Origin of the sequence: Shewanella marina JCM 15074 (assembly GCF_000614975.1) — a bacterium.
Taxonomy (GTDB): domain Bacteria; phylum Pseudomonadota; class Gammaproteobacteria; order Enterobacterales; family Shewanellaceae; genus Shewanella; species Shewanella marina.
This window is the reverse complement of the sequence record NZ_BALM01000001.1, coordinates 1-19,904: the sequence shown is the minus strand read 5'-3', so window position 1 is coordinate 19,904 and position 19,904 is coordinate 1. Positions and strand designations below refer to the sequence as shown.

The window sequence follows — 19,904 nt, the reverse complement described above, 5'->3', positions numbered from 1 at the left end:
TAATCCACCAATATATCAACTAATTTAAAGCGAGGTTATGATTTGTTGCTGAAAATGTGCTGGCAAACAGCATTTTTAATGGAAAGCTTGTCAAAATATCATTACAGGCAATAGTGTCATGTATAAATAAGGCGCAGTCAGCTACGCCTTTGATATCATTATGACATTGAAAATGTTTACAGCTTTAATAACTGACAAAATGCACGAGTGGCTAGAACAACATCTTCTTGCTGACAAATGGCAGATACAACGGCAATCCCCGCAATCCCCGTGGCCATCACCTGTTTGGTATTAGAGAGATCAATACCGCCAATAGCGACCAAAGGTAACTGTGACTCAGCCATAGCCGATAAAAGTCCCTTAAGCCCCCATTGGTGACAGATATCAGTTTTTGTCGTCGTGGCAAACACGCTACTAATTCCTAAATAATCCACAGGCAAAGATTGCGCTTGTTGAAGTTGTGCCATGCTCTCTACGGTTAAGCCGACAATTTTATCAGGTCCTAATAATTGCCGAGCAAATTCGGCAGGCATATCGGATTGCCCTAAATGTACACCATCGGCATCAACCGCTAATGCCACATCAACTCGATCATTAATGATTAATGGCACATTCGAGCCTGATAACACTTGTTTGACTAATTGTGCTCTATTGATAAATGCGCGCACATCACCATGTTTCTCTCGCACTTGCACCATAGTAACCCCAGCAGTAACAGCTTGTGATACCACATCCACAATAGTTGCATCATCTTGGCGATCATCAGTCACTAAATACAATCGATATTGTGTGGTATCAATCATGGTGCACCTGCAGCACTAATCGCGTGGCAATCGCATCTGCTCCCAATGAATATAATTGGTCGAGCAGATTAACTTGAAATGAGCCGGGTCCTTGAGATTGCAACATAGCAAGCTCCGCCGCAATAGCTAATGTACTGGTCGCCAATACACCAGCAGGCAGTTCGCTATTGATACTGGCAAAGGCAGCAATCATGGCAGATAAACTGCAACCCATGCCTGTCACTTTCGTCAGCATGGCGTCACCATTTTGTAGCTTAAATACCTGCTCGCCAACATGGTAATCAACAACCCCTGAAAGCAATACCTGACAACCATATTGTGCTCGCAGCCATTTACCACTCTCAAGCGCAGCTTCACTCGTCGTCAGCGCATCCAGCCCAATACTTGTTTGATTCGCTCCCACTAACGCCATAATTTCGGCAGCATTACCTCTTAATGTCACCTTATCGGTTAAAGGCCGCACCACATTCAATAACTGCTTTACACTGCCTAACCTAAATTGGCTCACATGGCAGCCAACAGGATCGATCACCACGGGTTTCTGATGCCGCACAGCGCAATGTGCCGCCAGCAACATACTTGCAAAAGTGTGTTCGTCTAGAGTACCAATATTGATGACTAACGCTTGAGCAAGCTCAACCAGCTCATTTAACTCTTGCTGACAATGAGCCATCAACGGACTTGCACCTATCGCCAACAAAACATTAGCAGATTGATTCATCACCACCATATTGGTGACATTTAACACTAATGGTTGTTGCTGGCGCACTGCCATTAATGCGCCCAAAACAGATGTTGCAAAATGATTATTCATTAATCCACCATCACATAAGAGTTAACTGGAGGTAGGCTTTTAATGACATGATTATCAAGCAAGAACTCGGCATAATTTTGGTAACGTTCCAGTGAAACAGCTGCAGGACGGCGCGCAAAACGGCCTAATGTGTCTTGCCATGCTTTTTTGTTCAATGGTGTATTGAGCGTTTGTGGGTCATAGCTGACAAATTGCTGCCAAGCTTGCTGAGGATGATTAATAATAAACAAGGTTGCTTGCGCTAAGGCATGGTTAAATTTATTAATCACTTGCTTATTAAGCTTATTTTTATTGGCAACAAAAATAAGCTCATCAAAGCTTGGCACCCCATGTTCTTCTGGATAAAACGCTTTCGCAGGAAATCCCTGTAGCGCTAATTGATTCAACTCAAAATTACGCTGACCGCCCCAAATAGCGTCAACCCGCCCCGAAGCCAATGACGCCGATAATGCCCAGCCCACATTAATCAATTGCACCGACTTAGGATCAACCCCAGCATTTTTCAGCATGGTATTGATACTGGCTTCTTCATTACCACTAATAGAAACGCCAATTTTCTTACCCGCCAAATCTTTCAGCGAATTAATGCCTGATTTATCCAGTACAATCATCGCATTCAGTGGCGTAGAGATTAAGCTTGCAGTACGCTCAACGGGTAATCCTTGAGCCGCGCCTTCAATTAAGATATTCGGATATGACACGGCAATATCAACTTTACCCGCGGCAACTAATTTTTCAGGCATTGAAGGCTCTGCTGGCTGCTGAATATCAACATCTAGCCCTGCTGCCTTAAATAACCCTTGTTGCTGCGCAATAATGATCGGCCCATGGTTAGGGTTAATAAACCAATCCAACATCAAGGTGACATTTTGATTAGCTAGCGCTTGTTGGCTAACTAGCGCTAATAGCATAAACAAACAGATATTTTTAGTTCGAATCAACATAGAGATACTCATACAGACTTAGCCCACGGAATAAAGTGGTTAAGTAATTTATCGGTAATAAAATAGAGCAGCACAGAAAACAGTGCTAATAAGAATAAAGCGGCAAACATTTGATCCACCTGCATACGCGCATTGGCTTGTAACATCAGATAGCCAAGCCCTTGGCTAGAGCCGACCCATTCACCTGATACCGCACCAATCGGCGCAATCACTACCGCAATACGGATACCCGAAGCAAGCGCAGGTAATGCAGCAGGCAAACGAATATGCCAAAGTTGCTGCCAACGGCTGGCACCCATGGTATGAGCTAAAGCCAAATAACCTTGTGGCGTTTGCCTTAAACCATCAAAGCAGCACGTGGTTACCGGAAAGAAGATAATAATAGCCGTCATCACCACTTTAGATGCCATGCCATAACCAAGCCACAGCATTAATAAAGGCGCAATTGCAAATACAGGAATGGCTTGACTGGCAAGTAATAGCGGCAGTAACCAACGTCTAACTGGCGCAAACAGCAACATCTGCAAAGCAAACATTAACCCCAGTAATAGACCGAGCACTAACCCCAAAACCATCTCAAGCAAGGTCACCTGACCATGATGCCAAAGCAAACCTGAACTACTTATTATTTGCTGCCATACCGCGAATGGACTCGGCAGAATAAATGCAGGCACCTTGAGTAATATCACCAACAGCTGCCATAAGCCGATAATGACCAGTAAACTAATGAAGCCTCGCACAAGGTTGGCTATTGGCTGAGTTGCAAAACGCTTAAACATGGCAGTTCTCCATGCTATCAAGGATCTGCTGCTGATAACGAGCCAGCTCGGCATCAATAATCCGTGGCACTTGGCTATGTGGTATCGGTAAGGCTTGCAATTGGCTCGCGTTATTTAATAAATAGAGCTTATCAGCCAAACGCAGTACCTCTTGTGGATCATGACTGATAAACAATACGGTTTTGCCCCGTAATAAGCGTGCGGCTAATGTCTGTAATTGATGGCGGCTCACGGCATCTAATGCCGAAAAAGGCTCATCCATCAATACCACGGGATGCTCTTGTAACAAGGTCCTCACTAATGCAACTCGCTGTCGCATTCCACCAGATAGCGTACTGGGCATACTCATCAAATTGTCAGCAAGCCCCACCTCAATTAATAACTGTTTAGCTTGGGTGATTAATCGTTGACGTTGCTTTGCTGAAAACTGACCAAAACGTAGCATTAAACAAGCATTATCAAGCACATTAAGCCAAGGCAATAACAGATCTTGCTGCGCCATATAAGCAACTCGTCCTTGCAATGGCAGTCCATCCGACGTCGCAACTTGTCCTTGCCAAAATTGTGGCTCAATTAGATCCGCTAATAACTTAACTAAGGTACTTTTGCCACAACCACTGCGTCCTAATAGGCAAGTAAATTGGCCAGCTTCAAGCATACAATTAAAGTTATCGAAAATTAGCTCATCATCGTTAAATGCTAGCCTTAACTGAGCAATATTAATGGCAGGTACAACTGACTGGCTCATCGACTCGCCTGCGTTAATGTCTGTTGATAAAAATGGTTAATTGGTCCATGGCCATGGCCAATATTTAATTGATCAGCATATTTAATGGCCTGCGCTAAATATTGTTTCGCTCGGCTCACCGCCTCAAGCATAGAATCACCTTGAGCAAGGTAACTGGCGATGGCTGCGGATAATGAGCAACCCGTGCCATGAGTATTGTGAGTCGGATATCGAGGGCCACTTAATTGATGGCATGAGTTGCCATCAGTTAATAGGTCAACACATTGATCACTATCTTGCAGATGACCGCCTTTGAGTAATAACCAAGCATTAGCATTAACACGCTGTAATAGCTGCTGTAATTGTGGCAATAGAGCGTGCATTTGCGCAGTCGATGTTGGCAATCTTGCACCAATTAATGCCGCAGCCTCAGGTAAGTTAGGGGTAATAATATCAACCAGCGGGAATAACACTTGTTGCATGCAAAGCAGTGCATCGTCTTGTAATAATTTATCGCCACTGGTGGCCACCATCACAGGATCTAACACAATATGTTTAGGTTGATAACGACGCAGGGCATCGGCAACGACCTTAATCACATGAGTGTCATTAAGCATGCCGATTTTAACGCTATCAATTGCTAAATCAGTAAATACCGCATCTAACTGCTGTTTTACAAAATCAGCATCGACAGCTAATACAGCTTGTACACCTAGGGTATTTTGCGCTGTTAGTGCGGTAATAACCGAACAAGCATAAGCGCCAGTGGCAGAAATCGTTTTGATATCGGCTTGAATACCTGCCCCACCGCCGCTATCTGAGCCAGCAATCGTTAAGGTAATGGGAGTGTTTATCATATGTTCTCCAAAATCAAAACGCAGGGGAAAACAAATGACAAGATCGGCAAATCGGAAGGATAAAAGATGCTGTCTAAATGCTTAGTTCCCTACGCTGGTATTAACCAGATCAGGTGCTACGGGTCCTGCATTTGCAGTCTCAGCCTAACGGCCCCCCGACTAAAGCAATCAAGCATCACCATAGATGCTTGAAATCTTGATTACTCTATCACTATTACACTATACAACCGGTATAAACGTAACAATTTGTGACAGGTATCAAATTAAATAACGCCACAGACTAATTGAGCGTCAGTCTTATTAGCTTGACCATCTTGTTGTGCAGTCATATCAATCACAAGCGCTTTACCTTGCAACTGTGACACAGTCAATTGCGGCACCATCACCATATTTTGACTGCCATCATGTTCAGTCACATAAATACCAGGTAATTGTTTATTGCCTTTAGCAGCTAACACTCGACTATCAGTGATCCCTTTTAGGCCACTGCAATTACCATCTTTTAATAAAGTTAATTGGTGTAAACCACCAGTCATCTTAGTCAATTGAGGATAAAAAATAGTGCCCGCTTGATCGGCTGCAACCACAAGACTACCTGCTGAATGACCATTCACTACATCCGTCATTGGTACTGTAATCTGCTCCGTCGCATATGCTTGACCCATTAAACCTAGTGCTAGAGCGCAAGATAATAGTGTTTTTTTCATATTAGTATTCCTTCAAGCTATGCGTGATAATGATTTTATCATGCAGTAATTTTAGTAGATGATAACCACGAATATAGGCAAAACTGCATAACAAATTGCAAATATGAAGCATTTTTCATGTAACGTTTATGATTAATCGCAACAGATATTGTCTTGATTATTTAACAAATATAGCCTGCACTCTGCAAAATATCATCATCTGTATCGATTGCCGTTTGCGCCGCAATAACCAAAGCTTGCACGATCAATGACAACGCCATACTTGGCTCATTACCTGATGTAGCCTGACTTGGCAGTGATGGTACATGGATAAATCCATGTTTAATTGCCCGCCCTTGGAGATAATGTTGCACCCCATAAAAAAGATGATTACAAACAAATGTTCCAGCACTGTTAGACACTTGTGCAGGGATCCCTGCTAAACGAATTTGATTAACAATTGCTTTTATCGGTAAGCTGGAAAAATAAGCTGCAGGACCATTTTCAACAACACTTTGATCGATAACTTGCTGACCTTCATTGTCTGCAATTCTAAAATCATCAATATTGATTGCCACTCGTTCAGGCGTTATCGCACTACGACCAGTCGCTTGCCCTAAGGTAATAACAACATCAGGCTGTTCATGCTCAATCGCCGCAATCACAGCCGCTACCGACTTATATCGCACCACTGGCACTTTGCAAGTGACAATCACGCCACCATTTAACGGGTAATCCTGTAACTGTTTTATCGCCTCTAGCGTTGGGTTGATACTATCTTCACCAAAAGGGTCAAATCCTGTAATCAGCACTTTTTTCATTATTATGTTCACTCAATTACTTCAGATACAAAAACGCCTCGGCAAAGCGAGGCGTCATTTCAGCAGTTACTGCCAATAAACCAACTTACTTAATGTGAATTGGCTCAAAAGATTTCACTAATTCATCAACCGCTTTCATCTGCGATAAGTAAGCTTCTAGTTGATGTAATGGCAATGCACATGGACCGTCACATTTAGCATTATCAGGGTCTGGATGCGCTTCAATAAATAGACCCGCTAAACCTAATGCCATACCGCTACGAGCAAGCTCAGTAGCTTGTGCACGACGACCACCAGCAGAGTCTTCACGTCCACCAGGACGTTGCAGCGCATGCGTTGCATCAAAAATCACTGGCACACCTGTTTGCTTCATTTCATCCATGCCTAGCATATCAACCACAAGGTTGTTATAACCAAAGCTGCTACCACGTTCACAAAGCATCACGTTATCGTTGCCCGCTTCGTGGAATTTCTTGATGATATGACGCATTTCATGTGGTGCTAAAAACTGAGGTTTTTTAACATTAATAATGGCACCCGTTGCAGCCATAGCGACCACAAGATCCGTTTGACGCGCAAGAAATGCGGGTAACTGGATCACATCAACGACTTCTGCCACAGGCGCACATTGGTATGGCTCATGAACGTCAGTAATCAAAGGTAAATTAAAAGTCTTCTTGATCTCTTCAAAAATCTTTAGCCCTTCTTCCATGCCAGGACCACGATAAGAGTGCACCGATGAGCGGTTAGCCTTATCAAATGACGCCTTAAAGACATATGGAATACCTAACTTTTGAGTCACTTCAGCATAGGTTTCTGCAATCTGCATAGCCAAATCACGTGATTCAAGCACATTCATACCGCCAAATAGCACAAATGGCTTATCGTTAGCGATTTCAATGTTACCTAACTGGATAATTTTTTGAGTCATCTCAACGTCTCTCTACCACGCAAGCGATCGCCTGCATTTATTAATCTGTCTATTTTGGCATAATTTACATGATTATGCGGTGATTATTATCGGGCAATTAAGTTACAGCAATGATTTGCATTAACTGACCACATAACCATGCCATATATGTGCCGAGCGCGTACCCCAACACGGCTAATAACACACCAACTGGAGCCAATGCAGGATGAAATGCAGCTGCCACAATCGGTGCTGAAGCGGCGCCGCCTACATTAGCCTGACTGCCAACCGCCATATAAAACAGCGGCGCTTTAATTAATTTAGCCACAATCAACATTAAGCTAGCATGCACTAGCATCCATATCATACCGATGACAAAGAAAACTGGCGCATCAAAAATTTTAGTCACGTCCATATGTAAACCAATGGTCGCTACCAAAATATATAAGAATGCGGAAGCGACTTTAGAGGCACCAGCAGCTTCTAAGTGACGAGCAGGGCTGAATGACAATGCTAAACCAATACTGGTCACAGTCACCACCAACCAGAAAAACTTAGAAGTTAAGCTATATTGAGCCGTCCACGGATAATGTTCCCCAAAAAATGGCCCTAAGAAATCAGCTGCCATATGGGCAAATCCGGTAATACCAAATCCCACCGCAACTATCAGCATTAAATCCGTTAAACTTGGAATACGGGCATTTTCAGCATGGTATTTTTCCACTTTATCTTTTAAGGTTTCAATGGCAGAGGTATCAGCCCCAGTATAGGTGTCGATTTGCTTCGCTCGTGAGGCTAAAAATAACAACACTGCCATCCAGATATTGGCCACAATCACATCAACCGTGACCATGATAGAAAAGATATTACCGCCGACGTTATAAACCTCTTTCATGGCCGCTTGGTTAGCTCCGCCGCCAATCCAACTGCCTGCAACGGTAGTCATGCCGCGCCATACTGCATCAGGGCCATTCCCCCCCATCGCACTCGGATCAATGGCGGATAACGCCAATAATGCAATTGGGCCTCCAATGACAATACCAACCGTGCCCGTTAAAAACATAATCACTGCTTTAGGGCCTAAATTCATAATCGCTTTTAAGTCGACGCTTAAAATCAATAACACTAAACAAGCTGGTAATAAGTAGCGTGAGGCGACAAAATAAAGTTGTGAACTATGGCCATCAATCACGCCAAAAGTATTGAGCAACGAGGGTAAAAAATAACAGAGTAATAATGCGGGGATAAATTTATAGAACTTTTGCCAGAACGGATTTTTGCTACTACTGGTATAAAATACGAGTCCCAGCATAATTGCCAAGACCCCTAAAGCAGTAGCATCATTGCTAATTAGCGCAGGGTTGCTCATAGGTAAACTCCATTTCCTTCAATTTAATACGGTTTATACCGCTTTTTATATTCGATACGACTTCCATTTAAATAATATTGGTCACTCGAAAGTGACCAATAATCAACACTAAACATACTTTGATAGATATTAATGCGTCGTTTGATGATGACTATTCAGCTCTTTAAGCTGCAGCTTGAGTAACTCAATCATAGGATCATGTGGGTTATGTTCAATAAAGAACTCCAAATCTGCACCGCAATATTAATACAACCTAATTGCTGGGCGATAAACGCTCGTTCACGTTTCACATGCACATCATCCTCATTCCACTGCAATAATAAATTACAGCATTCTAAGGCGACTTCAAATTTTTGTGATACCACGGCACCCGCTTTTAGCTCATGCAATAAACGGATAATCAACCGCTTTGGTTTCACAGGTTTTAAGTAACTCTGCTTAAAAGGGGCCGCATTACCTAATTCACCGCGAATAAACGCATGCATTTGATGCTTACTTAATAGCTCACCATTCAGCGGATTTATGTATTGTGGCTTACCCGTTAAGTGATGAACAATCACCGCACTACCCGGCAACAAAATAATATCCAACTTGAGATCGAGTTGTTTCGCTAACAAACACAATACGGTTGCGAGTGTCGTGCTATTACCTTGCTTACTGATCACGCAACAGCCTAAATCAGCCGCTTCCATCGAATAATAATTTTCACGTGCACAAAATGCTAAGTCTTGATAAAACCACTGTAATAATCGTGCTAATCGCTGTTGTTGATCAACCACATAATGGCTCAACACGGCTCCGGCCATTTCATACCAAGCCCATTTAGCTGCTTCATGATCAGCAAGGCTTAAATGAGCACTTAACTCAAACGCCGTTTCCGGTAATACAATTGCTTCAGTTTGACTCATTACCAATTAACCTAAAAATATGGTGTGTTTAACCATGGCAAGCTTAGCCGCAAGCACTAACCAGCCTAATGCACCAAAGAAAGCAAAGAATCTAAATAATTTATTTCTATCACGACGAAATGCCATCATGCCTAATAATACATAGGCAAAAACAGCACCAATCTTTTCTGTTAGCCATGGGTCAACAAATGGATATTGTTGAATTTGCACACATAGCAATAAACCAGAAAGTAATAGGAAAGTATCAATAATATGCGGCGCTATTTTGACAAGTTTAATATCGAGTAGTTTCGACTCCGCTAAACTTAAACCAAATCTAACGATAAAAAATAACACACTACAGGCAATCAAACCTAAGTGGGCATGCTTTATTACTGGGTATAGGCTATAAAAAGTGTCCATTTCAGTCCATCTATATATGTGACAAAGGCGCTAGTGTACCTGAACGCAAGGTTGTTCACCAAACATTCAACACAATTGCGCCTATTCACAAATCAGATTGCTGAAAAATACAACAATGACAAACTCATCACAAACTTATGTCGTTGCTTATGCCCAGTTACAGACAAAAAAATACGCCGATAACGGCGTATTTTTTAATAAGGTTGAATCGATTAAATCAATTGGCCTATAGTACAACGCTCATTACTGCCAAAGTCTCGCACGGTGGCGACGCCTTGATAACCTAGCTCAGTCATTTTCTTTCTCAGTGCAGGCCCTTGTTCAAAACCATGCTCCATCAATAAATAACCGTTAGGCAGTAAAAACTCACGTGCGGTCGCGGCAATATAATAAAGATCAGCAAAACCTTCATCAGCTGCGGTTAGCGCACTGTGCGGTTCAAAGCGTACATCGCCTTGATTCAAATGCACATCGGTTTCATCAATATAAGGAGGATTGGACACAATCAAATTAAATTGACGACCTGCCACTGCACTAAACCAATCACTTTCTAGCACTTCAACATGATCTAAATGCAAACGCTGCTTATTGGCACAGGCCAATTCAACCGCTTGCGGAATTTTATCCACCGCGGTTATCGACCAACTAGGCTTTTCTGACGCAATCGCTAATGCTATAGCGCCAGTACCGGTACCTAAATCCAATGCACAGATATCATCTGCCAAAGGTAAATTAAGCGCTGTTTCCACCAACATTTCAGTATCTGGACGTGGAATTAACGTGGTCGCATTGACTAAAAATGACAGTGACCAAAATTCACGCTCGCCAACAATATGCGCCACCGGTTTACCCGCTTCGCGCTGACTGACAAACTGCTTAAACATTTTTAGATGTTCGGGCGTCAGTATTTTTTCTGGCCAAGTGTAGAGATAACTACGATTTTTATTTAAGCAATGTAATAGCATCACTTCAGCATCTAAACTTGCAGATTCTGATATATCAGCTAAAACAGCAGAAGCCCATGAAAGGGCTTCTGAAATAGTCATTGATTGCGACAAAGTTTATCCTTGGTCATCCGACAATGCAGCAAGCATATCTGCTTGATGTTCTAGCATTAATGGTCCAAGTACGGCATCAAGATCACCTTCCATAAACTCAGCTAAGCGGTATAAGGTTAAGTTGATACGGTGCTCACTGACACGACCTTGTGGGAAGTTATAAGTACGAACACGCTCAGAACGATCACCACTGGCAACAAGACTACGACGTGTTGATTCTTCCGCACTACGACGCTTTTCATCTTCTACCGCTTGAATACGTGCAGATAATACACTCATCGCTTGCGCACGGTTTTTATGCTGTGAACGTTGATCCTGACACTCAACCACAATACCTGTTGGAATATGGGTAATACGTACCGCAGAGTCAGTTTTGTTAATGTGCTGACCACCCGCACCAGATGCGCGGAAAGTATCAGTTTTCAGATCGGCTGGATTAATAGAGATCGCTTCAGCTTCTGGCACTTCATGCAATACCACAACAGTACATGCAGAGGTATGTACGCGGCCTTGAGATTCAGTCTCTGGTACACGTTGTACACGGTGTCCACCAGACTCAAACTTTAGTTTACCGTATACACCATCACCACTAAATTTAGCGATGATCTCTTTAAAGCCACCATGTTCGCCTTCGTTTGAGCTCATGATCTCAACCTGCCAGCGGTTAGCTTCGGCATAACGGCTGTACATACGGAATAGATCGCCCGCAAAGATAGCAGCTTCATCTCCGCCAGCACCTGCGCGAATTTCCACGAATGCATTTTTGTCGTCGTTAGGATCTTTTGGCAACAATAAAATCTGCAGCTCATCATCAAGATGATCAAGCACTTTTTTGGCTTCCTTCATCTCTTCTTGAGCCATCTCTTTGATCTCAGGATCATCTTCCTCAAGCATCTCTTTTGCTGTATCTAAATCAGCTTGAGCCTGTTGATAATCTTTGAAGCCTTTTACCACGTCTTCAAGTTGGGCATACTCTTTTGAAAGCGCACGAAAACGTTCTTGATCTGAGATAACACTCGCATCACTCAATAACGCTAATACTTCTTCGTTACGTTCAAGCAAGCCTTCTAACTTGCGGATGACAGATTCCTTCATTATTACTCGTTAACCTTAATTCTTATCTAAACCGAGAGCGGCCCGTAACTGACCTATCGCATTAATATCGCCTTGGCGACTTGCAGCAGACAACGCTTGTGTAGGTGCATGAATTAAGCGATTAGTCAGTTTGTTGGCTAATTCTACCAAAACTTGCTCACAATTACCGCCTTGCGCTAATTTATGTAATGCTTTTTCAAGAAGTTCATCTTTTGCCGCTAAGCTCTGTTGACGATAATCTCGGATACTGTCAACAGAATCTAATGACCGAATCCAATCCATAAATAGATGTGATTGTTCTTCAGCGATAACTTCTGCTTGCTCGGCAGCTTCACGACGTGAAGCCATATTCTGTTCAATAATGCTGTGTAGATCATCAACCGTATATAAGAAGGCTTCATCTAAATCACCCACTTCAGCTTCAATATCTCGCGGCACTGCAATATCAACCAATAACATTGGTCGATGGCGGCGCTGCTTCAGCGCATTTTCCACCATGCCCTTACCAATAATAGGTAACGGACTGGCGGTAGAGGATATCACGATATCAGCGTTAGACAGAAAATCTGGGATATCTTCAAGCGTAATAGCTTTAGCATTAAACTCTGCGCACATTGCTTCAGCGCGAGATAGAGTACGGTTAGCTACTACCATTTCACTGACGCCATTATCTTTTAAATGACGTGCAACTAATTCAATTGTCTCACCCGCTCCCACCAGCAATACTTTGGTTTTTGCAAGTGAAGAGAAAATATGCTTTGCCATACTGACCGCTGCAAAGGCAACAGATACTGCAGCAGCACCAATTTCAGTCTCTGTACGCACTTTTTTAGCAACAGAGAAATTAGTTTGAAATAAGCGGTCTAAGGTAACTTTCACCGTGCCAGCTTCTTTAGCTTTAGCAAAGGCTTGTTTCACTTGACCTAAGATTTGTGGCTCACCCAATACTAATGAATCAAGACCGGCAGAGACTCGCATCAAGTGCTGCACTGCAACTTGGTCATGGTAGCAATATAAGCATGGTTCAACTTCGGCATGATCTAAATCATGATAATGCTCTAACCATGCAACGAGATCTTCTACCTTTCCGCTATTACAATATAACTCGGTGCGGTTACAGGTAGATACGATGACGGCCTCCCCGGTTTGGGTGCAGCTAGCCAAACTTCTCATGGCGTCATGAATTTTATCCGGCGCAAACGCAACTTTCTCACGTAAGTCTACCGTGGCTGTTTTGTGGTTAATACCGATTGCTACAAGGCTCATTTGACTCGTCTAGATTGATGGCATCTTAATTTAATGGTCGCTATTCTACTGAATTACACCCATTAAAAATAGAATATGCGTAACAAAACCGAATAAAGGTCGGGATTCGATACCAATATATTAAATAAAAGTGATAACTAACCCACTTTTTTAACAAAACAACTCTGTGTTAACGTTAATACACATAAAATTGATTCTGTTGATTGGTATTCTTTATAGGCCCTGTATCATAAGGACTCTTTGTAATTAGGTGTAGGTAATAATCGTGAGCAAAATCACAAAATATATTATCCCTTTGATGATTATATCAAGTATTGCGCTTTCTGGCTGCGTTAGTTTACCTCAAGCGCCAGCAGAAAAAATTACAGTGGCTCAAGCAAGCCAAGCTGATACGTGGGAACTCAAAGGCAAAATAGCCATCAAGACCCCTGATGACAATGTCAGTACCAACCTATATTGGTTGCACTCACCACAAAATAATCAACTAAAATTAATTACCATGCTTGGCACTACGGCGTTGTCACTCACCGATAATCAACAAGGTGCCAGTTTAGATGTTGATGGTCATACCTATCATAATAAAGATGCACAGCAATTACTTAATCAAGTCAGCGGTTGGGACATTCCTCTAACCGAGTTACCAATGTGGGTGACAGGACAAGCAACAGCTAACGACCATATCATTAGCCGTAATCAACAAGGTCAAATAAAACAATTACAAAGTGATGACCCACTACCTTGGCATATTGATTATCGCAGCTGGCAACAACAAAGTGGTGCAACCATTCCACGTCTAATGATCATTCGCCGTGGTCAGTTACAGATCAAAATTCAAGTTAATCAATGGCAAGCTTATGCCAACTAAGATAAGAAACACGATGAAACCAATAAATGATCAAAAATCATTAGCCTGGCCTGCGCCAGCTAAATTAAACCTATTTTTGCATATTAATAACCAACGTGCAGATGGTTATCATGAATTACAAACTCTGTTTCAATTTATCGATCATTGTGATTGGTTAGATTTCAAAGTGACTCATAATAGCAACTTAGTTTTACATTCCAATATGGCTGGTGTTGTTGCAGATAGCGATAACTTAATTCTGCGTGCCGCAAAATCTCTACAACAGTACACCCAATGTCAATTGGGTGCTGAAATTTGGCTCGATAAACAGCTGCCAATGGGAGGCGGAATTGGTGGTGGTTCATCGGATGCAGCAACCACATTAGTGGCATTAAACCACCTATGGCAAACGCAATTAAGCCAAGCAGAGTTAGCGAAAATTGGCTTATCTTTAGGCGCGGATGTACCAATCTTTATCAACGCACATGCGGCTTTTGCTGAAGGTGTAGGCGAAAAACTCATCGCAGTTGAGCCACAACAACTTTACTACCTAGTGATCGTGCCCGATGCACATGTTTCAACCGCTAAGATTTTTGCCGAACCCGAACTGCCTCGCAACACGCCAAAATTAGATTTACAAACATTAATGCAAAATCCTTGGCAAAATGATTGCCAAAAACTTGTTTGTAACTACTACCCTCAAGTTGCCAAAGCATTAGCGTGGCTGGTAGAATATGCGCCGTCCAGAATGACCGGAACAGGCGCTTGTGTGTTTGGGGAATTCGTGCAACAAAAAGACGCTCTTGCAGCGCTGGCGCAATTGCCGCCGGAGATGCAAGGTTTTGTTGCTCAAGGATTAAATATATCGCCCTTAGCAGTGCGCTTAGCGCAGGGCTAACATTCTTCTGGGGTATCGCCAAGCGGTAAGGCACCGGGTTTTGATCTCGGCATTCCAAGGTTCGAATCCTTGTACCCCAGCCATTAATTATAATGCAAAGCCTGAGGTTTCAAACAGTGCCCGACATCAAGCTCTTTGCTGGGAACGCTACACCCAGTCTCGCTAAAAAGATTGCCGACCGTCTATTCTGCAAGCTTGGAGACGCAGTAGTAGGTCGTTTCAGCGATGGTGAAATCAGTGTCCAAATCAACGAAAATGTACGTGGTGCGGATGTATTTATCATTCAATCTACTTGTGCACCGACTAACGACAACCTAATGGAACTGATCGTTATGGTTGATGCACTTCGTCGTGCATCTGCAGGCCGTATCACGGCTGTGATTCCATATTTCGGTTATGCCCGCCAAGATCGCCGCGTGCGTAGTGCTCGTGTACCTATTACCGCTAAAGTTGTTGCAGACTTCTTATCTAGCGTAGGTGTTGACCGAGTATTAACATGTGACCTTCACGCAGAACAGATCCAAGGTTTCTTCGATGTGCCTGTAGATAACGTATTTGGTAGCCCAGTGCTACTTGAAGATATGTTAGAAAAGAATCTCGATAACCCTGTTGTTGTTTCGCCTGATATTGGTGGCGTTGTTCGTGCGCGTGCAATTGCAAAATTACTTGATGACTCAGATCTTGCTATCATCGACAAGCGTCGCCCACAAGCGAACGTTGCTCAAGTAATGCATATCATTGGTGATGTTCAAGGCCGTGATTGTATTATCGTTGACGATATGATCGATACTGGTGGCACTTTATGTAAAGCCGCTGAGGCTCTTAAGCAGCATGGTGCAAACCGTGTATTCGCTTATGCTACTCACCCAGTATTCTCTGGTAATGCAGCACAGAATATTGCTGAATCAGTAATTGATGAAGTAATTGTGACTGACACAGTACCATTAAGTGCTGCACTTCAAGCTGAGCCTAAAGTAACTCAATTGACCATGTCAACTGTACTTGCTGAAGCCATCCGTCGTGTAAGCAACGAAGAGTCTATCTCTGCGATGTTCCAACACTAATTAGTTAATTACTGTTGTGACTGAAACGCACTCTTTAGGGTGCGTTTTTTTATGGCTGTAATTTATCAACTAACACTCAACAGTTGAATGTTTCGTTGATCACGATCCTATCGCTATAAAAAAGGGGAACATTCGTTCCCCTATAAAGTCAGTATACTTTCTAAATAGCGTTAGCGACGTTTCTTAGTCGTAATGCCATACATATTGTCAATCTCACAGGCAAATACCTGATTGATGACTTTACGACGCAACTTTAAGGTTGGGGTTATTTCACCATGATCCATGCTAAATGCACGCGGTAGAATGGTGAAAATTTTAACCTTTTCAAAATTAGCTAACGACTCTTGGTTTTTATCCAATGAAGCTTGGTAATAAGCACGAACCTTAGGATCGTGTACCAGCTTATTCAAATCGTGAGTATTAATACCTTGTTGTTTCGCCCATGGAATAAGCAGCTCAAAATTAGGTACCAATAGTGCTGTTACAAAATGGCGATCATCCGCAATAATGGCAACTTGCTCAAGCATAGGCTCAATCGCAATTAATCCCTCAACTCGTTGTGGTGAGATATATTTACCATTAGAGGTCTTCATTAACTCTTTAATACGATCGGTAATGTGCAAATGTCCACGCTTGTCGATAAAGCCTGCATCACCAGTGCGGTACCAACCATCAATAAAGGCAGCTTCTGTTTGCTCTGGTTGATTGTAATAACCACGCATCACATTATCACCTTTAACCAGCACCTCATCGTTATCGCCAATACGTACTTTTAAGCCAGGAAGCGGAACACCAACGGAAGCGAAATCGATATCATCTAAGCGATTACAGCTAACGGTTGCCGAGGTTTCAGTTGCGCCATAGCCAGATAGAACTGGAATACCGATATATTGGAAGAATTTATTAACTCTAGGCTCCATGCGAGCCCCACCACTTGCCATAAAGCGGAAGTTATCACCTAATACAGCACGTAGTTTTGATAATACTAGCTTGTCAGCTAAGTGATATAGACCACGCGAAATCCACGCACGTTTGCGGTTATGCTGCGCAGCATTAAATTGACGACGGCCTTGGCGCATAGCCCAAGCAAACATCATTTTCTTAAACATTGAGGCTTGTGCCACTTTATGAGTCACACCCATATACACTTTTTCATAAAAGCGCGGCACAGAACATAAATAGTTAGGTTTAATATCGGTTAAAGCGGTTTGGATCTTCTTTGGATCGGCAAGATAAGCATTACAGCCACCTTGAGAATATACATATAAGCTCCAACCACGCTCATAAATATGAGATAGCGGCAGAAAGCTCAGTGATAACTCACCGGGTTTAACCCCAACGGCCACATCATGTTCGTGGATAACGCTAGCCAAGTTTTTATGATCTAACATCACCCCTTTTGGCTCACCTGTCGTACCAGAGGTATAAATTAAGGTAAAGAGATCATCAATAGTGGCTTGTTTAACTCGCTGTTGTAACACTAACTGTAATTCAGGCTCAGATGCCGCCATTAAGTCACTGAATTTATGGCAAGTTAAACGCTTAGAATGCACCTCAATTTTGTCATGCATTAGCACAAGATCCGTCAGTGTTGGACAGATATCAGCCATTTGAATCGCTTTATCATATTGTTCTTGACCACCAATAAACAAAATCTTTACTGCGGCGTCATTAACAATATAAGCCGCTTGTTCAGCAGTGTTAGTTGGATAAATTGGTACCACAATGCCGCGAATCGTTAGTGTGGCAATATCAGTCAATGCCCACTCAAGACTATTTTGAGCAAAAATACCCACAGTCCCTTGAACGTCAACACCTAGGCGAATTAATGACTTAGCTAATACATCAACTTTATCACCTAACTGGAACCAATTAAGCGAATGCCACTTATGGCCTATTTGATAACGAGTTGCCTCGCGATCACCACGAGCTTTGACTTGTTGACGAAATAACGGGATAAAATGAGACTTTTGTAATGAGTGTGACACCGAGGTCCTCCAAAACTATAGCTTACACGTGTACGCTTAATAATGGCATTCTACTCCGCTTAAAGTTAAGCGTCAGCCATAACCACAAATAGCGTGATACAGATCACGTTTTTATTTTACTGGAGATATTATTAAAACTAATTGCTTTAATAAACAATAGATTAGTAATGTTTTATTTAAGACTTGCTATCTTGGATATTATGCCAACTCGGTAGTGATAACGCTATTTAATTACCAACAATTTTTAAGATATATACAACTGTAAATATTAGATAGCAAAAAGCCCTCTAAATGAGGCTTTTTTAAAAATAATCAATATTGCTTAGGCTATTACAGCACAATATTAATTACTCTTTATGGCCTGTTTTGTGGTGTAGGCGAGATGATTCTTTGTGATCATGCTCTTTTACTTTGTGATGTTTATGCTCGTCATGTTCATGACGGTCATCATGGGTTTGAACAGGGTGTTTATGACCGGTAGGGTTACCACCATGTTGAGTATGTGGATGACTTTTCTCATGATCGCGCATGTCATGATGATCTTTATCATGCTTATGTTCAGTGCTCTCATCATATTTGTTACCGTCATCATACTTACGTTCCATACGTTCATGTTCAAACTCAGCAGTATGTTGATGACCATGGTTGTGAGTTTTATGTTCGTGTAGTTCGTGAGCTGCTTTTTCAGCTTCAGTGCGGTGGGTATTATGACTCATAATTAAAACCTTAAAATTAAATACCTTTCGGTTGATGCATCTAGATTGCACTCAAGCAAGAACTCAAGTTGTGATCTAGATCAAGTTTAATTTATGGATTTAATTAATTAAAACTCACCAATATTTCATTATAAAAATAGCATTTTAGCGGAACTTCTAAGAAATAAAAGAAATAGACTAAATCTGAAAAGAAGCTTATTTATTTTAAAAAAGGCAATAAAAAAGCCCATCCGAAGATGAGCTTTTCTATTTAAATAATGGTACGGGAGGAGAGACTTGAACTCTCACACCTTGCGGCACCAGAACCTAAATCTGGCGTGTCTACCAATTTCACCACTCCCGCATCTTAGTGCCCAGTCTATACTCTGGCTTACAACCGTACGATGAATTCGATTGTAAGGATAGCTCAGCGTAATCGCTTTGCTAAATGGTACGGGAGGAGAGACTTGAACTCTCACACCTTGCGGCACCAGAACCTAAATCTGGCGTGTCTACCAATTTCACCACTCCCGCATCTAGTGTTCCAGGCTTTATACTGGCTCAGTTAATGCTGATGAAGCAGTTAACAAAGGTGAGTCAATGACTCTAAAATGGCTGGGGTACAAGGATTCGAACCTTGGAATGCTGAGATCAAAACCCAGTGCCTTACCGCTTGGCGATACCCCAATTAATCGTTTCTTATAAGATGGTACGGGAGGAGAGACTTGAACTCTCACACCTTGCGGCACCAGAACCTAAATCTGGCGTGTCTACCAATTTCACCACTCCCGCATCTTATATCTCCAGTAACTTAATACTGACCAGTCTTACTCTGGACTCAATATCGAATGATGAATTCAATATCAAGGAATTATGGTAGCAATGACGGGATTTGAACCTGTGACCCCAGCATTATGAGTGCTGTGCTCTAACCAACTGAGCTACATTGCCATCAACTTTTATCGTTTACACGACT

General features: G+C 42.3%; 19 protein-coding genes, 6 tRNA genes, 1 pseudogene and 1 riboswitch. Of the genes and pseudogenes, 4 read left to right on the top strand and 22 right to left on the bottom strand.

Going from position 1 to position 19,904, the window contains the following annotated elements; translation table 11 throughout:
- Positions 1-176: 176 nt before the first annotated feature.
- From thiE to hemA, 15 genes and pseudogenes are all read right to left on the bottom strand, one after another.
- A complete protein-coding gene (thiE, locus tag JCM15074_RS00130) occupies positions 177-803 on the bottom strand; it encodes a thiamine phosphate synthase (protein WP_025819261.1) in 627 nt (208 codons plus the stop codon).
- On the bottom strand, positions 796-1,617 hold the full coding sequence (gene thiM, locus JCM15074_RS00125; RefSeq protein ID WP_025819260.1) for a hydroxyethylthiazole kinase: 822 nt from the start codon (positions 1,615-1,617) through the stop codon (positions 796-798). Before thiM ends, thiE begins: the two co-directional genes overlap by 8 nt.
- Entirely contained in the window at positions 1,617-2,561 is a 945-nt protein-coding gene (locus JCM15074_RS00120) for an ABC transporter substrate-binding protein (RefSeq protein ID WP_025819258.1), read from the bottom strand. The genes thiM and JCM15074_RS00120 overlap by 1 nt, the downstream gene beginning before the upstream one ends.
- An 8-nt stretch (positions 2,562-2,569) precedes the next feature.
- Positions 2,570-3,340: an ABC transporter permease gene (locus JCM15074_RS00115; protein WP_025819257.1), complete on the bottom strand. Its 771-nt coding sequence runs from the start codon at positions 3,338-3,340 to the stop codon at positions 2,570-2,572.
- Positions 3,333-4,088, bottom strand: a complete 756-nt coding sequence (locus JCM15074_RS00110) for an ABC transporter ATP-binding protein (protein WP_025819256.1) — start codon at positions 4,086-4,088, stop codon at positions 3,333-3,335. The genes JCM15074_RS00115 and JCM15074_RS00110 overlap by 8 nt, the downstream gene beginning before the upstream one ends.
- Positions 4,085-4,924 (bottom strand): bifunctional hydroxymethylpyrimidine kinase/phosphomethylpyrimidine kinase, encoded by an 840-nt coding sequence (gene thiD, locus JCM15074_RS00105; RefSeq protein ID WP_025819254.1) that lies wholly within the window; start codon positions 4,922-4,924, stop codon positions 4,085-4,087. The genes JCM15074_RS00110 and thiD overlap by 4 nt, the downstream gene beginning before the upstream one ends.
- Before the next feature lie 69 nt (positions 4,925-4,993).
- A riboswitch (TPP riboswitch) is annotated at positions 4,994-5,092 on the bottom strand.
- Positions 5,093-5,187: 95 nt separating this feature from the next.
- The gene (locus JCM15074_RS00100; RefSeq protein ID WP_025819253.1) at positions 5,188-5,631 is read right to left on the bottom strand and encodes a superoxide dismutase family protein; all 444 of its coding nucleotides are present in this window, start codon (positions 5,629-5,631) and stop codon (positions 5,188-5,190) included.
- A 161-nt stretch (positions 5,632-5,792) separates the two neighbouring features.
- Entirely contained in the window at positions 5,793-6,431 is a 639-nt protein-coding gene (gene pcp / locus JCM15074_RS00095; protein ID WP_025819251.1) for a pyroglutamyl-peptidase I, read from the bottom strand.
- 85 nt (positions 6,432-6,516) lie between these two features.
- Positions 6,517-7,362 carry a 3-deoxy-8-phosphooctulonate synthase gene (kdsA, locus tag JCM15074_RS00090; protein WP_025819250.1) on the bottom strand — a complete coding sequence of 282 codons (846 nt, stop codon included), beginning with the start codon at positions 7,360-7,362 and terminating at the stop codon, positions 6,517-6,519.
- Between the two features lie 97 nt (positions 7,363-7,459).
- Positions 7,460-8,710, bottom strand: a complete 1,251-nt coding sequence (locus JCM15074_RS00085; protein ID WP_025819249.1) for a DUF819 family protein — start codon at positions 8,708-8,710, stop codon at positions 7,460-7,462.
- A 129-nt stretch (positions 8,711-8,839) separates the two neighbouring features.
- Positions 8,840-9,618: pseudogene (locus tag JCM15074_RS20210) on the bottom strand (transglutaminase family protein).
- 6 nt (positions 9,619-9,624) lie between these two features.
- Positions 9,625-10,020, bottom strand: coding sequence for a SirB2 family protein (locus tag JCM15074_RS00075; protein WP_025819248.1), 396 nt, complete (start codon positions 10,018-10,020; stop codon positions 9,625-9,627).
- Between the two features lie 212 nt (positions 10,021-10,232).
- Complete coding sequence (gene prmC, locus JCM15074_RS00070; RefSeq protein WP_051536781.1) at positions 10,233-11,066, bottom strand: peptide chain release factor N(5)-glutamine methyltransferase; 834 nt, start codon at positions 11,064-11,066, stop codon at positions 10,233-10,235.
- 15 nt (positions 11,067-11,081) lie between these two features.
- Positions 11,082-12,173 carry a peptide chain release factor 1 gene (prfA, locus tag JCM15074_RS00065; protein ID WP_025819246.1) on the bottom strand — a complete coding sequence of 364 codons (1,092 nt, stop codon included), beginning with the start codon at positions 12,171-12,173 and terminating at the stop codon, positions 11,082-11,084.
- 15 nt (positions 12,174-12,188) lie between these two features.
- A complete protein-coding gene (gene hemA / locus JCM15074_RS00060) occupies positions 12,189-13,439 on the bottom strand; it encodes a glutamyl-tRNA reductase (RefSeq protein WP_025819245.1) in 1,251 nt (416 codons plus the stop codon).
- A gap of 265 nt (positions 13,440-13,704) precedes the next feature.
- On the opposite strand from hemA, the gene lolB reads away from it, so the two are divergent.
- The 4 genes from lolB (at position 13,705) to JCM15074_RS00040 (ending at position 16,245) form a co-directional block, all read left to right on the top strand.
- Entirely contained in the window at positions 13,705-14,304 is a 600-nt protein-coding gene (lolB, locus tag JCM15074_RS00055; RefSeq protein ID WP_025819244.1) for a lipoprotein insertase outer membrane protein LolB, read from the top strand.
- A 13-nt stretch (positions 14,305-14,317) separates the two neighbouring features.
- Positions 14,318-15,181 carry a 4-(cytidine 5'-diphospho)-2-C-methyl-D-erythritol kinase gene (gene ispE, locus JCM15074_RS00050; RefSeq protein WP_037468754.1) on the top strand — a complete coding sequence of 288 codons (864 nt, stop codon included), beginning with the start codon at positions 14,318-14,320 and terminating at the stop codon, positions 15,179-15,181.
- A gap of 8 nt (positions 15,182-15,189) precedes the next feature.
- Positions 15,190-15,264: transfer RNA gene (locus JCM15074_RS00045), tRNA-Gln, on the top strand.
- A 33-nt stretch (positions 15,265-15,297) separates the two neighbouring features.
- The gene (locus JCM15074_RS00040; protein WP_025819242.1) at positions 15,298-16,245 is read left to right on the top strand and encodes a ribose-phosphate pyrophosphokinase; all 948 of its coding nucleotides are present in this window, start codon (positions 15,298-15,300) and stop codon (positions 16,243-16,245) included.
- 170 nt (positions 16,246-16,415) lie between these two features.
- Here JCM15074_RS00040 and JCM15074_RS00035 read toward each other — a convergent pair whose 3' ends face one another.
- The 7 genes from JCM15074_RS00035 to JCM15074_RS00005 all read right to left on the bottom strand — a co-directional run bounded on the left by JCM15074_RS00035 (position 16,416) and on the right by JCM15074_RS00005 (position 19,879).
- Positions 16,416-18,233 (bottom strand): AMP-dependent synthetase/ligase, encoded by a 1,818-nt coding sequence (locus JCM15074_RS00035; RefSeq protein WP_025819241.1) that lies wholly within the window; start codon positions 18,231-18,233, stop codon positions 16,416-16,418.
- Between the two features lie 347 nt (positions 18,234-18,580).
- Positions 18,581-18,949: a hypothetical protein gene (locus JCM15074_RS00030; RefSeq protein WP_025819240.1), complete on the bottom strand. Its 369-nt coding sequence runs from the start codon at positions 18,947-18,949 to the stop codon at positions 18,581-18,583.
- Positions 18,950-19,207: 258 nt separating this feature from the next.
- Positions 19,208-19,292 (bottom strand) — tRNA-Leu (locus JCM15074_RS00025).
- Between the two features lie 85 nt (positions 19,293-19,377).
- A tRNA-Leu gene (locus JCM15074_RS00020) sits at positions 19,378-19,462 on the bottom strand.
- A 78-nt stretch (positions 19,463-19,540) separates the two neighbouring features.
- Positions 19,541-19,615 (bottom strand) — tRNA-Gln (locus tag JCM15074_RS00015).
- A gap of 20 nt (positions 19,616-19,635) precedes the next feature.
- Positions 19,636-19,720: transfer RNA gene (locus tag JCM15074_RS00010), tRNA-Leu, on the bottom strand.
- A gap of 82 nt (positions 19,721-19,802) precedes the next feature.
- Positions 19,803-19,879: transfer RNA gene (locus tag JCM15074_RS00005), tRNA-Met, on the bottom strand.
- Positions 19,880-19,904 lie beyond the last annotated feature (25 nt).